At 63.2% G+C, this 16261-nt stretch carries 13 protein-coding genes; 8 read left to right on the top strand and 5 right to left on the bottom strand.

All coding sequences use genetic code 11. The annotated features are described in order from the left end of the window. From NKH13_RS08415 to NKH13_RS08395, 5 genes are all read left to right on the top strand, one after another. Entirely contained in the window at positions 1-1260 is a 1260-nt protein-coding gene (locus NKH13_RS08415; RefSeq protein WP_352716177.1) for an ABC transporter substrate-binding protein, read from the top strand. A 239-nt stretch (positions 1261-1499) separates the two neighbouring features. After that, positions 1500-2423, top strand: a complete 924-nt coding sequence (locus tag NKH13_RS08410) for a carbohydrate ABC transporter permease (protein ID WP_352716179.1) — start codon at positions 1500-1502, stop codon at positions 2421-2423. A gap of 11 nt (positions 2424-2434) precedes the next feature. Next, entirely contained in the window at positions 2435-3274 is an 840-nt protein-coding gene (locus NKH13_RS08405) for a carbohydrate ABC transporter permease (protein WP_023718923.1), read from the top strand. Next, positions 3271-4332: a Gfo/Idh/MocA family protein gene (locus tag NKH13_RS08400; RefSeq protein ID WP_352912093.1), complete on the top strand. Its 1062-nt coding sequence runs from the start codon at positions 3271-3273 to the stop codon at positions 4330-4332. Before NKH13_RS08405 ends, NKH13_RS08400 begins: the two co-directional genes overlap by 4 nt. Before the next feature lie 15 nt (positions 4333-4347). Next, complete coding sequence (locus NKH13_RS08395; RefSeq protein ID WP_352716186.1) at positions 4348-5346, top strand: ABC transporter ATP-binding protein; 999 nt, start codon at positions 4348-4350, stop codon at positions 5344-5346. A gap of 167 nt (positions 5347-5513) precedes the next feature. Here NKH13_RS08395 and NKH13_RS08390 read toward each other — a convergent pair whose 3' ends face one another. The 5 genes from NKH13_RS08390 to NKH13_RS08370 form a co-directional block, all read right to left on the bottom strand. Continuing rightward, the gene (locus NKH13_RS08390) at positions 5514-6359 is read right to left on the bottom strand and encodes a fumarylacetoacetate hydrolase family protein (protein ID WP_352912091.1); all 846 of its coding nucleotides are present in this window, start codon (positions 6357-6359) and stop codon (positions 5514-5516) included. Positions 6360-6525: 166 nt separating this feature from the next. Then, positions 6526-7257 (bottom strand): SDR family oxidoreductase, encoded by a 732-nt coding sequence (locus NKH13_RS08385; RefSeq protein ID WP_352912090.1) that lies wholly within the window; start codon positions 7255-7257, stop codon positions 6526-6528. Positions 7258-7434: 177 nt separating this feature from the next. Beyond that, entirely contained in the window at positions 7435-9807 is a 2373-nt protein-coding gene (locus NKH13_RS08380; RefSeq protein WP_352912088.1) for an aldehyde dehydrogenase family protein, read from the bottom strand. A gap of 13 nt (positions 9808-9820) precedes the next feature. Continuing rightward, entirely contained in the window at positions 9821-10870 is a 1050-nt protein-coding gene (gene deoC / locus NKH13_RS08375; protein ID WP_352912086.1) for a deoxyribose-phosphate aldolase, read from the bottom strand. Between the two features lie 165 nt (positions 10871-11035). After that, a complete protein-coding gene (locus NKH13_RS08370) occupies positions 11036-11863 on the bottom strand; it encodes a ferredoxin--NADP reductase (RefSeq protein ID WP_352912084.1) in 828 nt (275 codons plus the stop codon). A 218-nt stretch (positions 11864-12081) separates the two neighbouring features. Here NKH13_RS08370 and NKH13_RS08365 point away from each other — a divergent pair, with 218 nt between their 5' ends. The 3 genes from NKH13_RS08365 to NKH13_RS08355 are packed head-to-tail and all read left to right on the top strand — an operon-like array spanning position 12082 to position 16224. Next, complete coding sequence (locus NKH13_RS08365; protein WP_352912082.1) at positions 12082-14166, top strand: hydantoinase/oxoprolinase family protein; 2085 nt, start codon at positions 12082-12084, stop codon at positions 14164-14166. A gap of 1 nt (position 14167) precedes the next feature. Further along, entirely contained in the window at positions 14168-15853 is a 1686-nt protein-coding gene (locus tag NKH13_RS08360) for a hydantoinase B/oxoprolinase family protein (RefSeq protein ID WP_352912080.1), read from the top strand. Next, positions 15850-16224: a hypothetical protein gene (locus tag NKH13_RS08355; protein WP_352912078.1), complete on the top strand. Its 375-nt coding sequence runs from the start codon at positions 15850-15852 to the stop codon at positions 16222-16224. Before NKH13_RS08360 ends, NKH13_RS08355 begins: the two co-directional genes overlap by 4 nt. The last annotated feature ends 37 nt before the right edge of the window (positions 16225-16261 follow it).

Raw genomic sequence — 16261 nt, 5'->3', positions numbered from 1 at the left:
ATGACAACGAAGCTACTGACGGCACTTCTTCTCGGCACCAGCATTCTCGGCTCCGCCGGGGTGGCTTATGCCGACGACGTAACGCTCAACATCGAAAGCTGGCGCGGCGACGACCTTGCCATCTGGAAGGACAAGCTGATCCCGGCCTTCGAAGCCAAGAACCCGGGCATCAAGGTGGTGTTCGCGCCGTCGGCGCCAACCGAGTATGACGCCGCCCTCGGCGCCAAGCTCGCCGCCGGCTCGGCCGGCGACCTGATCACCTGCCGCCCGTTCGACAAGTCGCTGGAACTCTTCAAGAAGGGCAACCTCGCCGATATCTCGACCCTGCCCGGCATGGAGAACTTCTCCGATGTTGCCAAGGCGGCCTGGCAGACCGACGACGGCAAGTCGAGCTTCTGCGTGCCGATGGCCTCGGTCATCCATGGCTTCATCTACAACAAGGACGCCTTTGACAAGCTCGGCATCAAGGTGCCGACGACCAATGAGGAGTTCTACGCCGCGCTCGACAAGATCAAGGCCGACGGCACCTACATCCCGATGGCGATGGGCACCAAGGATCTCTGGGAAGCGGCGACCATGGGCTACCAGAACATCGGCCCGAACTACTGGAAGGGCGAGGAAGGCCGCCTGGCACTGATCAAGGGCGAGCAGAAGCTGACCGATCCGCAGTGGGTCGAGCCCTACAAGGAACTGGCCAAGTGGAAGGACTATCTCGGCGACGGCTTCGAGGCGCAGACCTATCCGGACAGCCAGAACCTGTTCACGCTCGGCCGCGCCGCCATCTACCCGGCCGGTTCGTGGGAAATCGGCCTGTTCAACACGCAGGCACAGTTCAAGATGGGCGCGTTCCCGCCGCCGGTACAGAAGGCCGGCGACACCTGCTACATCTCCGACCACACCGACATCGGCATGGGCCTCAATGCGGCCTCGAAGAACGCGGATGCGGCCAAGACCTTCCTGTCCTGGGTGGCCTCGCCGGACTTCGCCACCATCTACGCCAACGCGCTGCCGGGCTTCTTCAGCCTGAACAACACCCCCGTGAAGATGGAAGACCCGCTGGCCCAGGAATTCGTCTCCTGGCGCGGCAAGTGCAAGTCGACGATCCGCTCGACCTACCAGATCCTGTCGCGCGGCACGCCGAACCTCGAAAACGAAACGTGGGTTGAATCGGCCAACGTCATCAACGGCACCGACACGCCGGAGGCTGCCGCCAAGAAGCTGCAGGACGGCCTCGACAGCTGGTACAAGCCGGCGAAGTAAGGCGCGGCGAAGCGTTGTCTCCCCCCTCGAGGGGGAGATGTCGCTGAAGGCGACAGAGGGGGTCGGTCGAGGCAGGCCGCGGCTTGATCGTTGTTGGAAAGCGCGGTCGAACGACGATGGCGCGCTGCCTCTGCCGACCCCACCCGCCTCGCTTCGCGAAGCACCCTCCCCTCGAGGGGGAGGGAGGCGCCGTGCCCTTTGACGGCAATAGCAAGACCTGATCGGCGGGGACCGAACGCATGGCCGCAGTACCGAAAAGACCGTTCCGCTGGCATATCGGCGTTTTCCTGGCGCCGGCGTTGCTGGTCTATACGGCGATCATGATCCTGCCGCTGGCCGGCACGCTGCAGCTTTCCTTGTTCCGCAACATCAATCAGTCGCAGGTGTTCGTCGGACTGGAAAATTTCCGCATGCTGTTCGGCGATCCCAACTGGTCGGTCAATTTCTGGAACGCGCTGCGGAACAATGTCTGGTTCTTCATCATCCACATGCTGGTGCAGAACCCGATCGGCGTCCTTTTGGCGGCACTTCTGTCCAGCCCCAGGCTGCGGTTTTCCGCCTTCTACCGCACGGCGATCTTCGTGCCGACGATTCTGTCTTTCGTCATCGTCGGCTTTGCCTGGAAGCTGATCCTGTCGCCGCTATGGGGCGTGGCACCGCATATGATGGACCTTGTCGGCCTGAAAAGCCTGTTCACGCCCTGGCTCGGCAAGGCGCAATATGCGCTGACCGCGCTCAGCCTGATCTCGGTGTGGCAGTTCGTCGGCATCCCGATGATGCTGATCTACGCGGCACTGCTGTCCATCCCCGAAGAGGTGATCGAGGCCGCCGAATGCGATGGGATCACCGGGATGGCGCAGTTCTGGAAGATCAAGCTGCCGCTGATCCTGCCGTCGATCGGCATCATCTCGATCCTGACCTTCGTCGGCAATTTCAACGCTTTCGACCTGATCTACACCGCGCAAGGCGCGTTGGCCGGGCCGAACTATTCAACGGATATTCTCGGCACCTTCCTCTACCGCGCCTTCTTTGGCTTCCAGCTGCAGGTTGGCGACCCCAATATGGGAGCTGCGATCGCCACGATGATGTTCCTGATCATCCTCGGCGGCGTCTGCGTCTATCTGTTCCTCGTGCAGACACGCTTGCGTCGCTACCAGTTTTAGGGAGCGCGATCATGAGCACCGCAACCCGTTCGCTGCCCCGCACCATCGGCGCCCACGCGATCCTTCTGACCTACACCGCGATCGCGCTGTTTCCGGTGATCCTCGTGATCATGAATTCGTTCAAATCGCGTGCCGGGATCTTTGGCGCGCCGCTGACGCCGCCGACGCCAGGGACCTTCGACCTGATCGGCTACACCACGGTGATCGGTCAGGGCGACTTCATCCACTATTTCCAGAACAGCCTTGTCGTCACCGTCGCCTCGCTGTTCTTCGTGCTTCTGTTCGGCGCCATGGCGGCTTTCGCGCTGTCCGAATACCGCTTTCGCGGCAATTCGCTGATGGGGCTTTACCTGGCGCTCGGCATCATGATCCCGATCCGCCTCGGCACCGTCGCCATCCTGCAGTTGATGGTGGCCAGCGGACTGGTCAACACGCTGACGGCGCTGATCCTGGTCTACACGGCGCAGGGCCTGCCGCTTGCCGTCTTCATCCTGTCGGAATTCATGAAGCAGGTCTCCGACGATCTGAAGAATGCGGGCAGGATCGATGGCCTGTCCGAATACACGATCTTTTTCCGGCTGGTGCTGCCGCTGGTGCGGCCATCGATGGCGACGGTCGCCGTCTTCACCATGATCCCGATCTGGAACGATCTGTGGTTCCCGCTGATCCTGGCGCCGTCGGAGGAGACCAAGACGGTGACGCTCGGCGCGCAACTGTTCCTCGGCCAGTTCGTCACCAACTGGAACGCCATTCTCGCGGCGCTGTCGCTGGCGATCATGCCGGTGCTGATCCTCTACGTCATCTTCTCGCGGCAATTGATCCGCGGCATTACGTCCGGAGCCGTCAAGTGAGTTCGCAAAAACCTCTTCGCGTTGTCGTCGCCGGGCTCGGCAATATGGGGCGCAGCCATGCGCTGGCCTATCACACCAATCCGGGATTCCAGATCGCCGCACTGGTCAACCGCTCCGATGTGCAGCTGCCGGAAGGGCTTTCGACCTACGCCATCCGGCGCTCCTTCGACGAGGCGCTGCGTGACGAACGGCCTGACGTCGCCTGCATCGCCACCTATTCCGACAGCCATGCCGATTATGCGGTCAAGGCATTCGAGGCCGGCTGCCACGTCTTCGTCGAAAAGCCGCTGGCAACGACGGTCGCGGATGCAGAGCGCGTCGTCGCCGCAGCCAAGGCCAACGGCAAGAAACTGGTGATCGGCTATATCCTGCGCCATCACCCGTCCTGGATCAGGCTGATCGCCGAGGCGCGGAAGCTCGGCGGCCCTTACGTGTTCCGCATGAATCTCAACCAGCAATCCTCCGGCCACACCTGGGAGACGCACAAGCAGCTGATGCAGACGACGTCGCCGATAGTCGATTGCGGGGTGCATTATCTCGACGTGATGCTGCAGATCACCGATGCCAGGCCGGTCGAGGTGCGCGGCATGGGGCTGCGGCTGAGCGACGAGATTGCGCCCTCAATGTACAATTACGGGCATCTGCAGGTGCTGTTCGACGATGGCTCGGTCGGCTGGTATGAGGCCGGCTGGGGGCCGATGATTTCGGAGACGGCTTTCTTCGTGAAAGACGTGATCTCGCCCAATGGTTGCGTGTCGATCGTTATGAAAGAGGGCGTCAGGTCCGACGACATCGACACCCACACCAAGACCTCGACCATCCGCCTGCACAGTGCGGCAACCGGAGCGGACGGCAAATTCGCCAAACCGGATGAGATGCTGTCGATGCAAGGCGAGCCCGGCCATCAGGACCTCTGCGACCTGGAACAGGCGTTTGTGCTGAAGGCGGTCCGCGAGGATCTGGACTTGACCCGCCACATGGACGACGCGGTGAAGTCGCTCGCCGTCTGCCTGGCCGCAGACGAGAGCGTGCGCAGCGGCCTCGCCGTGAAACTCTAGAACAGGGACTAAGCCGTGGGCTCGCTGAACATCGAGAACGTGAAAAAGGCCTTCGGGCCGGTCGAGGTGCTGAAGGGCATCAACCTCGAAGTGACGGATGGCGAGTTCGTCGTCTTCGTCGGTCCATCCGGCTGTGGGAAGTCGACGCTGCTCAGGGTTATTGCCGGGCTGGAGGACTCGACCTCAGGCCGCGTGGTGATCGACGGTGCGGACGTCTCCGCAACGCCGCCGGCCAAGCGCGGCATCGCCATGGTGTTCCAGACCTACGCGCTCTACCCGCATCTGACGGTGAAGAACAATATGGGCCTCGGCCTCAAGCAGGCAGGCACGCCGGCGGCCGAGATCGACCGCCGCATCGGCATCGCTTCGTCGATGCTGTCGCTGGAGCCCTATCTCGAGAGGCGGCCGGCCGAATTGTCCGGCGGCCAGCGCCAGCGCGTCGCCATCGGCCGTGCCGTGGTGCGCGAACCAAAGCTTTTTCTGTTCGACGAGCCGTTGTCGAACCTCGATGCCGCGCTGCGCGTCAACACCAGGCTGGAGATTGCGCAATTGCATCGCCGGCTGAAGGCAACGATGATCTATGTCACCCACGACCAGGTCGAGGCGATGACACTGGCCGACAAGATCGTCGTGCTCAACGCAGGCAAGATCGAGCAGATCGGCGGACCGATGGAGCTTTACAATTCGCCGGCAAATGAATTCGTCGCTGGGTTCATCGGCTCACCGAAGATGAATTTCGTCGACGGTGCCAGGCTTGGCGAAACGGCAAAGACCATCGGCGTCCGTCCCGAACATTTGACGGTCGATCCCAAATCCGGCGCCTGGAAAGGCACGGTCGTCCATGCCGAGCATCTCGGCGCCGACACCAACCTCTATCTCGACTGCGAGATGGCCGGCCTGATCACCGTGCGCATTTTTGGCGTCTATAACGCTGAGCCTGGTGCCACGCTCTATGCGACGCCGGATCCGGCGAAGACATACCGGTTTGGAGCCGATGGGAAGGTGCTGAAGTAGCTTCGCGGCAAAGGTTGGCGCTGCCCCTCACCCTTACCCTCTCCCCGTATAGAGACGGGGAGAGGGGGGCGTCAGCGCTGGAGCTTCGTCCTTCTCCCCGTCACTATACGGGGAGAAGATGCCGGCAGGCAGATGAGGGGCGGCGCAAACTTGCCAAAGTGAAACGCCTACAAATCCGCCTTGAACGTCTGCTTCTGTATACCAAGCCCTTCAATACCGAGCTCGACGACGTCGCCTGGCTTCAGGAACACCGGCGGCTTCATGCCGAGGCCGACGCCGGGCGGCGTGCCGGTCGAGATGATGTCGCCGGGATGCAGCGACATGAACTGGCTGAGATAGGAGACGAGATAAGCGACGCCGAAGACCATGGTCTTGGTCGAGCCGTTCTGCATGGTCTTGCCGTTGACCGTCAGCCACATCGGGATGTTCTGCGGGTCCTTGACCTCGTCCTTGGTCACCAGCCACGGACCGATCGGCCCGAACGTGTCGCAGCTCTTGCCCTTGGTCCACTGGCCCTGCCGCTCGGCCTGGAAGGCGCGCTCGGAGACGTCATGCGCGACGCAGTAGCCGGCGACATAGTCCAGCGCCTCGGCCTCGGTGACATATTTCGCTTTTCTGCCGATGACCACGCCGAGCTCAACTTCCCAGTCGGTCTTGACCGAGCCGCGCGGGATCAGCACGTCGTCGTTCGGCCCGACAATGGCCGAGCTTGCCTTCATGAAGATGATCGGCTCCGGCGGCACGGTGGCGCCGGTTTCGGCAGCGTGATCGGAATAGTTGAGGCCGATGCAGATGAATTTGCCGGTGCCGGCGACGCAGGAGCCGATCCGCGGCTTGCCGGAAACCACCGGCAGCGATTTCACGTCGAGCTTCGACAATGTCTCAAGCGATGCCGGGTCAAGCGCCTTGCCGGCAATGTCGGTGACATGGGCGGAGAGGTCGCGGATCGTTCCATCGGCATCGAGCAGGCCGGGGCGTTCGCTCCCCGCCTCGCCATAGCGCAGCAGTTTCATACAGTTTTCTCCCAGTTGCGACCAGAGGCCGTTTGCAAACTCGCTCCGCTGCGGCGAATGGCGTGGGTTTCGAGAACCGGAGCGGAGCGTACTTAAAGTACGTGAGCACCGGAAGCGCAGAAAGCCGCGTCAGGCGCCCGGCGGAGTAGGGTTTTCAAATGGCCTCTTAGATCGACCAGCCACCGTCGATATTGTAAGCCTGCCCCGACGTATAGGTGGCACCGGCGAGATAGACGGCGAAGTCGGCGATTTCCTCGGGCGTGCCGAGGCGGCCCATCGGCTGGCGGGCGATGAAGGCGGCGCGGGCTGTGTCGTAGTCGCCCTGCGCATGCATGCGGTCCTGCAGCGACGGGCTTTCGACCGTGCCCGGACAGATCGCATTGCAGCGTATGCCCTTGCCGACGTAGTCGGCGGCGACCGACTTGGTCAGGCCGATGACGGCTGCCTTGGTCAGGCCATAGACGAAGCGGTTCGGCACACCCTTGGTCGAACTGGCCAGCGATGCCATGTTGATGATCGAGCCGTCGCCGCGCTCCAGCATGCCGGGCAGCACGGCGCGGATGGTGCGGATCATCGAGCGGACATTGAGGTCATAGGCAAAGTCGAGATCGCCGTCCTTCATCTCGAGGATCGAGCCGGAATGGACGAAGCCGGCGCAATTGAACAGCACGTCGACGGCGCCGATCTCGGCAAAAGCGGCGTTCACCGCCTCGTCGTTCAGCACGTCGAGCTTGCGGGTCTTGATGCTGGGGGTCTTGCCGAGGTCGGCGAGCACAACCTCGTTAATGTCGGTGGCATGGACGACGGCGCCTGCCTTGGCGAAAGCCAGCGCGCTCGCCCGGCCGATGCCTTGCGCCGCCGCCGTGACGACAACGATTTTGCCTGTCAGATCCGCCATGCTTTTCTCCTCGCCCGTCTGTGATCGTTCGGCTTTTTACCGGCACAAGGCCGGGGCGCAATGTGCCAGGCGGGCACTACCATCCCGCCTGTTTCGATATCCGCCTGCCAGCCAAATGTTTTTTCTCGGTAAAGAACATCTTTTGACCCGTCAAGCCCGGACGTCCCTCCGGGACACTCAGTCGCCGTAGGGCACCCAGACGTTCTTGACCTCGATCGCCCGACGCAGCACGGCATTGCCGGCTGCTTCGCCCGACGCCCAGTCGAGGCTGTGGCCATTGCCGGTCCAGACGCGCTTGAGATTGCCGATGGACTCGGCCTCGGCCTTGGCGCAGGTCTCGGAATCGGCGAACACCCAGAGCCCGTCGACATCGTCATGCTTGGCCAGGACGCCGGCGAGTTCGGCGCTGCGGCCTGTGACGATATTGATGGCGCCCGCTGGAACGTCGGAATATTCGATGACCTGGTAGAGGTCGGTGGCAAGCAGCGGGTATCTTTCGGATGGTACCGCGACCACGGTGTTGCCCATGGCGAGCACAGGCGCCACCAGCGAGATCAGGCCAAGCAAAGGTGCGTTGTCCGACGCGACGATACCGACGACGCCGACCGGTTCGTGCAGCGCCAGTGTGACGGCGCGGGCCGGCGGCTGGTGGACGCGGCCCTCGAACTTGTCGGCCAAGCCGGCATAGAGGAACAGGCGCTCGATCGACAGTTCGACCTCTTCGCGCGCCGCCTTGGCGGTCGCGCCGGTGAGATGGGTCAAACGGGCGGCAAACTCGTCGGCGCGGCCGGAAAGGTTTTCGGCCAGGTAGTAGAGCACCTGGCTGCGGTTGTAGGCGGTCGCCTCCGGCCAGGCCTTGCAGGCACGCGCGGCCCCGACGGCGTCGCGGATGTCCTTGCGGTTGCCGAGACCGACCTCGCCCGCAAGCTTGCCCTTGGCGCTGGCGACGGCAATGGAATAATTGCCGTCCGGCCGGACCTGCTTGCCGCCGATGAACAGCTTTGCCGTGCGGTCGATGGCATCGCCCTCCGGGCGCTCGATAGGTTGAGCCGAAGACGTTGCCGGTTTGATGACCGGGCCAAGCGGCAGTTTTGCCGAGAGATATTCGAACATGCCCTCGCGCCCGCCTTCGCGGCCGAAGCCGCTCTCGCGATAGCCGCCGAAACCGCAGGAGGCGTCGAACATATTGGTGCCGTTGACCCAGACGACGCCGGCCTTCAATTGCGGTGCGACGTGCAGGGCAAGATTGATGTTCTCGCTCCACACCGAAGCGGCCAGGCCATAGCGTGTGTTGTTGGCGAGGTCGATCGCTTCCTCGGTGTTGCGGAAGGTCATGGTGGCGAGCACCGGCCCGAACACCTCTTCCTGTGCCAGAATGTTAGCCGGCGAAACACCTGTCGCCAGCGTTGGCAGATGGTAATAGCCCGAGGCGGGCAGTGCCGAGTCCGGCTGCCAGCAGATCGCGCCCTGCTTGGCGCCTTCGGCGATCAGGCCCTTGACGCGATCGAGCTGGGTCAAATCGACCAGCGGGCCGATATCGGTGTTCTTGTCGAGCGGGCTGCCGACGCGCAGCCGGCTCATCCGCGTCTTGACCTTGGCGATGAAGGCGTCGGCGATGCCTTCCTGCACCAGAAGGCGCGAGCCGGCACAGCACACCTGGCCCTGGTTGAACCAGATGCCGTCGACCAGCCCTTCGACGGCGCTGTCGAGATCGGCATCCTCGAAAACGACGAAGGCCGACTTGCCGCCAAGCTCCAGCGAAAGTTTCTTGCCCGAGCCGGCAGTGGCTTTGCGGATGATCTTGCCGACCTCGGACGAACCGGTGAAGGCGATCTTCTGGATGCCGGGATGGTTGACGATGGCCGCGCCTGCTGCCGGCCCGCCCTGGACGACGTTGACGACGCCTTTCGGCACGCCGGCGCGTTCACAGATCTCGGCAAAGAGGATCGCGGTGAGCGGCGTGAATTCCGCGGGTTTGAGCACCACGGTGCAGCCCGCGGCGAGCGCCGGCGCGATCTTCCAGGCCAGCATCAAGAGGGGGAAGTTCCACGGGATGATCTGGCCGACGACGCCGACGCCCCTGTGGCCTGGAAAATCCTTGTCCAGCGCCTGCGCCCAGCCGGCATGATGGATGAAATGGCGGATGGCGAGCGGCACATCGATGTCGCGGCTTTCGCGGATCGGCTTGCCGTTGTCGATCGATTCCAGCACTGCGAACAGCCGCTGGTGACGCTGCATGGCGCGGCCGATGGCATAGAGCACTTTGGCTCGGCTGTAGCCGGTGCTGGCGCTCCATTTCGGCAGCGCTTTTGTGGCGGCCGAAACCGCCGCGTCGATATCGGCGGCACCAGCGTCCGACACCTTGGCCAGCAGCTTTCCCGAGGACGGATCGCTGGTGTCGAAGGTCTTGCCATTTGCAGCTGCCTTCCAGTCGCCGCTGATGAACAGGGCTTTCGAGAAATCACGGGTCGCCAGCCAGGCATCGGCCTCGTTGCGGGCTTCCGGCGCCGGGCCGTAATCCATGGCGTGATAGCGTTCGAGAATGTTCATGAAGCGCTCCGAATCACGCCATCGCGTGGCGATGATTGGCCGAGTAGTGGCCGGTCAGATGATGCTCAAGCTGGCGCTCGATATCGGTCAAAAGGCTCGATGCTCCGAAGCGGAACAGCTCCGGCTCCAGCCACGGTCGGCCAAGCTCTTCCTTCATCAGCACCAGCCAGTCGAGCGATGCCTTGGCGGTGGAAATGCCGCCGGCCGGCTTGAAGCCGATGAGATAGCCGGTTTCCTCGAAATAGGCGCGGATGGCGCGCACCATGGCAAGGCCGACCGGCAGCGTCGCGTTGACGCTTTCCTTGCCGGTCGAGGTCTTGATGAAATCTGCACCCGCCATCATCGCCACCATCGAGGCGAGCATGACGTTGCGCAGCGTGGCGAGGTCGCCGGTGCCGAGGATCACCTTCAGATGCGCCTCGCCGCAAGCGGCACGCATCGAGACGATCTCGTTATAGAGCTCTTGCCATTTCGCCCCGAATACCAGGCCGCGCGGAATGACGACGTCGATCTCGTCGGCGCCGTCGCGGACCGATGCTTCGATCTCCTGCAGACGTGTCGAAAGCGGTGCAAGGCCATGTGGGAAAGCCGTGGAAACGGCGGCGACATGGACGCCGCTGCCGCGCAGCGCCTCGACGGCAGTGGCGACGAAGGGGTGATAGACGCAGACCGCCGCCGGGCGGATCTTTTCACCGGTAATGCCGAGCCCCTCGGCAATGTCTCGGCGGAACGGGTTGACCGCCTTGGCACAGAGCCGGCGCACGCGCTCTTCCGTGTCGTTCGAGTTCAGCGTCGTCAGGTCCATGCAGGCGACAGCGCGCAGCAGCCAGGCGGCCTGGTTATCTGCCTTGATCGAGCGTCTTTTGGTCAGGCTGGCGACGCGGCGTTCCAGCGCCGAGCGGTTGACGCTGCGCACCGATTCCATGAAGCCAAGATCGAGCCTCATGCCGGGATTGCGGGCAATGCCATGGGCCTGCGGCATAGGCGCATTGGCGGCGGGCCGCGCCGGCAGCGGCGTGATCTTGGACGTGCCGAGATCGGTTTCGCGGATTGTGCTGCTCATCTCCTGCCCCTTGTTTTCAGCGACTTATGCCGAAGATAGACCGTGAAGCAGCGCTTCACGAGTCCTTCAAGCGGTCATAGCGGAAAAAGGCAGTCAAGGCAGCCGATTTTTGACCGTATGATCAAAATCAGGATCGCAAACCAGTGGACGCTGAACTGCCGCGTCTCAGCCGACGAAGGCGCGCTCGACGACGAAGCTTGCCGGATGATGCAGCGAGCCTTCCTGGAAGCCGTGGCTTTCAGCCAGCTCCTTGACGTCCTTCAGCATATGCATCGAGCCGCAGATCATGATGCGGTCGGTCTCGGGATTGAGCTTGTCGATGCCGAGATCGGTGTAGAATTTGCCCGAGCCGATCAGTGCGGTGATGCGGCCCATGCGCTCGGAGGTCTCGCGCGTCGTTGAATTGTAGAGCGTGACCCGGCCGCCGGTCAGCTCGCCGATCAGCGGATCGTTCTCCAGTGCGGCCACCAGCTCCTGGCCATAGGTGAGCTCGGCATTGTCGCGGCATGTATGGGTCAGGATAACCTGCTCGAACTTCTCATAGGTATCGGGATCGCGCAGCAGGCTGGCGAAGGGCGCAATGCCGGTGCCGGTCGAGATCATGAACAGGCGCTTGGCCGGGATCAGCGCGTCGACCACCAGCGTGCCGGTCGACTTCTGCCGCATGATGACGGTGTCGCCGATCTGGATTTTCTGCAGCTCCGAGGTCAGCGGGCCGTCCGGCACCTTGATCGAGAAGAATTCGAGTTCGTCGTCCCAGGCGGGGCTGGCGATCGAATAGGCACGGAACACCGGCTTCTCGGCATTGGGCAGGCCGATCATGACGAACTCACCGGAGCGGAAGCGCAGTGATTGCGGCCGGGTGATGCGGAACGAAAACAGCCGGTCGGTATAGTGCTTCACCGAGACCACGGTTTCGGCATAGACATTGGCCGGTATCGGGAACTGCAACGGCCGGGCGCCGGTAGTGTTGAACGCGGATGTGGTGTTCATCAAACCTAACCTTCTGGGCCAGCTCAGCGCCCGCGCCAAATCTTCACCTGCGCGCCCGAACCGGTCAGGTTCCAGCGTGCCGTTTGCACACTCCGAAGCGGTAAGCTCTTGTGTCCGGAATTTATTAGTATACAAACGATATTTGCGTCAAGACGCCGCCGTAAAACAGCTTTCCAAACTGAGGCATGTAAGCAGTTCGGGCATTTCGGGTTTCGACAATGGGACAGAATTTTTCGGCGCAAGCTCTGGATTCGACGGGCAGCGTCGTGGCCGGTATCGATGTCGGCGGCACCTTTACCGACCTGCTTCTGATCGACGGCCGCGACGGTGGCCGGGTGCATATCGCCAAGACCCCGACCACGGTCGACAACCAGGCCTTCGGCGTCGTTGCAGCGCTTGGTGCCACCGGCTTTCCGATCGACGGCATCGACCTTATCGTGCACGGCACGACCACCACAACCAACGCGGTGCTGGAGCGCCGGCTGGCCAAAACCGGCATGATCACCACGCGCGGCTTTCGCGACGTGATCGAGCTAGGCCGGCGGACACGGCCGCAACCCTACGGCATGACAGGCACTTTCGTGCCGATCATTCCGCGCAATCTGCGGCTCGAAGTGTCGGAGCGGGTCGAGGCCTCGGGCGCGGTGCGCATACCGCTCGACGAGGCCGAGATGCGGGCAGCGATTTCAGAACTGATCGAAGCCGGCTGCGAATCCCTCGTCATCCATTTCCTGCATTCCTACGCCAACCCGGCGCATGAGCGGCGCGCGGCCGAGATCGCCGCCGAGCTTTGGCCGAACGGCTACATCACGACAGGCCATGCGCTGCTTTCGGAAGCGCGCGAATTCGAGCGCGGCGTGACCGCTTCGGTCAACGCCTCGGTGCAGCCGATCCTCGAACGCTATGTCGAACGGCTGCGCAAGGAACTGGCGTCAAAAGGCTACGCCCGCGACTTCCTGATCATGAACGGCAATGGCGGCATGATCTCGGCCCGCTTTGTCACACGTGAGTCGGCCAAGACCGTCATGTCGGGACCCGCCTCCGGCGTCATTGCCGCCGCCTATACCGGCAAGCGCGCCGGCTTCGAAAACCTGGTCACCTACGACATGGGCGGCACCTCGACCGATGTGGCGCTGATCCGCAACGCCGAGCCGGCGGTGTCGAACGAGATCGAGATCGAATATGCCATGCCGATCCATGTGCCGATGGTGGCGGTGCATACGGTCGGCGCCGGCGGCGGCTCGATCGCCCGCGTCGATGCGGCCGGCCTGATCCAGATCGGCCCGGAAAGCGCCGGCGCCAATCCCGGGCCGATCTGCTACGGACGCGGCGGCTTGGAGCCGACCATTACCGACGCCAATCTGGTGCTCGGTCGGCTGGCGCCGAAAAAGCTGCTTGCGGTGGAAAACCCGGTCACCGTCGAACGCGTCACCGGCATATTCGAGGACAGGATCGGCCGCGCCACGGGCCTGTCCGGCGTCGAGGCGGCGGGTGCCGTGCTGCGGCTCGGCAACGTGAAGATGGCCGGCGCCATCCGCATGGTGTCGGTGTCGCGCGGCCACGACCCGCGCGATTTCGCGCTGTTCGCCTTCGGCGGCGCCGGGCCGCTGCATGCGACGGCATTGGCGCGCGAGCTCGGCTTGCCCAAGGTGCTGGTGCCGGCGCGGCCAGGCATTACCAATGCGCTCGGCTGTGTCGTCGCCGATCTGCGCCATGATTTCGTTAATACAGTCAACCAGCCGGTGGCGAGTCTCGATGAAACCCAGCTTCACGGAGTATTGGAACGGCACCGAAACGAAGGCGAGGAGCTGGTCGGCAAGGAAGCGGTGAAGCCGGAAATGATCCGCGTCACGCATTCCGCCGACATGCAGTTCGTCGGCCAGACGCATATCATCAACGTGCCGCTGCCGTCGTCTGCGGTGACGCGCGAGGTACTGCAGCAACTGTTCGAGAAGGCCTATTTCGCCCGCTTCAAGGTCGAGCTGCCGGAAATCCGCGCCAATCTGGTCAACCTCAACACCTCGGTGACCGGCGTGCGGCCGGCGATCGATCTGTCCCGGCTGATCGACCCGGCTGGCCGCGCCAAAACGCTCGAAGAGGCGCGGCGCGAAGTCAGGCCTGTCTGGTATGGCGGGCGCTGGTACGACACGCCGGTCTACAGCAGAGAGAAACTGCCGCTCGACGCAACAATCGAAGGGCCGGCAATCCTCGAACAGATGGACGCCACCACGGTGCTGGAGCCCGGCGACCTGGCGCGATCGGATGCCGACGGCAACATCATCATCGATATCGGTAAGGCCTGAGATGGAAAAGCTCGACGCCATCACCCTTTCGGTCATCCAGGCGGCCCTACAGCAGGTCTGTGACGAAATGGACCTGACGTTTTCGCGCGCCGCGTTCTCGCCTGTTATCGCCGAGGCCAATGACCGCTCCGACGGTATCTATTCGGCGCTCGATGGTTCGCTGATCGCGCAAGGCAGCCAAGGCCTGCCGGTGTTCGTCGGCGTCATGCAGTATTCGACCAAAACGGTGATCGAGATGATCGCCGACGGTCGCTGCCTGCCGCCCGAGCCAGGCGATATCTACATCGTCAACGATCCCTATCTCGGCGGCACCCATCTGATGGATGTGCGCTTCGCCATGCCGGTCTATCGCGGCGGCAAAATATTCTGCTGGCTGTCGAACACCGGCCACTGGCCCGACATCGGCGGTTCGGTGCCGGGCGGCTTCTCCGCCTCGGCAACGGCGGTCGAGCAGGAAGGCTTGCGACTGCCGCCGGTGAAGCTGTTCAAGAAGGGCGTGCTCGATCGCGAAATCTACGCCATTATCTGCTCGAACATCAGGGTTGCCGACCAGCGCATCGGCGACATCCGCGCGCAGGCGGCGGCACTGCTGATCGGACAGGACCGGCTCAACGGAATTTTGGATCGTTACGGAGATGAAACGGTGGTCGATGCGATCGCCGAATTGCGGCGCCGCGCCGCTGAACAGATGCGCGTCAACATATCAGCCATTCCGGACGGCATTTACCGGTCGCAGGCTTTCGTTGATTCCGACGGCGTAGTCAACGAGCCGCTGACTATCGCGCTGGCGGTCGAAAAACAGGGCGACACGCTCAGCTTCGACTTCTCGGGGTCGTCAAAGCCCTGCGCTGGGCCGATGAACAGCGTGCTGGCGACTACCTTGTCCTCGGTCTATCTCGCCATGCGGCACATTTTCCCCGACGTGCCGATCAGCGCTGGCGCCTTCGAGCCGCTGATCGTCAAGCGGCCGGAAGGCACCTTCCTCGATGCCAAATATCCGCGGCCGGTGTCGGGCTGCGCAGCCGAAGTCTCGCAGCGCATTGCCGAGGCGGTGTTCGCGGCGATGGTGCAGGCGCTGCCGGACAAAGTGACGGCGGCTCCGGCCGGCTCCAGCGGCAATTTCGCGCTCGGCGGCAACGACCCGGCGCGCGGCCGCGACTACGTCATGTACCAGATTTCCGGCGGCGGCTATGGCGGCAATGCCGGTCACGACGGCCTGACCAATGGCTGCTCGACCATCGGCATTTCAAAGTCGCCGCCGGTCGAGATCATGGAGCAGGCCTTCCCGGTGCTCTACCGCCACTACGCCCTGCGCGAAGGCTCGGGCGGCGCCGGCAAGCATCGCGGCGGTTTTGGCCTCGCCTATGAGGTCGAGATCCTGCGCGGTGACGCCCGCGCCTCCTTCGTCATGGACCATGGCCGGTTTGGCCCGCAAGGCGCGCTCGGCGGCAAAGACGGTGCGGTCAACACGGTGACCGTGTTCCGCGACGGCAAGGAACATGTGCCGCCGCATCTGTCCAAGGAACAGGACATCGCGCTGAAGGCAGGCGATCGCGTGCGCGTCGGCACGCCGGGCGGCGGCGGCTACGGTGACCCGTTGCAGCGCGATTCGGAACTGGTCGCTCGGGATGTCAGGCTAGGGTACTATACGGCAGAGCAAGCCAGAGATCTGTTCGGGATCAAATGAATCCACAAGACAACTTCAAATGCCGTGTCTGCGGCCTCGATCAATCTCCCGATCTGCCATGGGGCGAGAACAGCAAAGAACCCAGCTACATCATATGTTCGTGCTCTGGAGTGGAGTTCGGCTACGAAGACGACGGCCTCGGCAATTGTTTGTCAATTCGCCGGCATTGGGTGGAGGTTCGGCGATGCAAGTGGTTCGCGCCGGAGGATCGGCCGCTCGATTGGGACATGCCCGCTCAAATCAGAGGTATTCCGTTAGCCTATAAAGGCGCAGAGGATGAGCAACTGATCCAGCTATATTTGCAAGCCGGAGAGCCGCCTCTACAAGGCTTGGCGGCGCTGAGCGCGGTGGAGAAGCCGGACCGGCAGTGAGGGTCTCACCGGGTGCTGGCGCATCGCCCAAACCGCA

Origin of the sequence: Mesorhizobium sp. M1348 (genome assembly GCF_040317925.1) — a bacterium.
Lineage (GTDB): Bacteria > Pseudomonadota > Alphaproteobacteria > Rhizobiales > Rhizobiaceae > Mesorhizobium.
The sequence above is the reverse complement of the archived record's forward strand: the minus strand, read 5'-3'. Positions and strand labels throughout refer to the sequence as shown.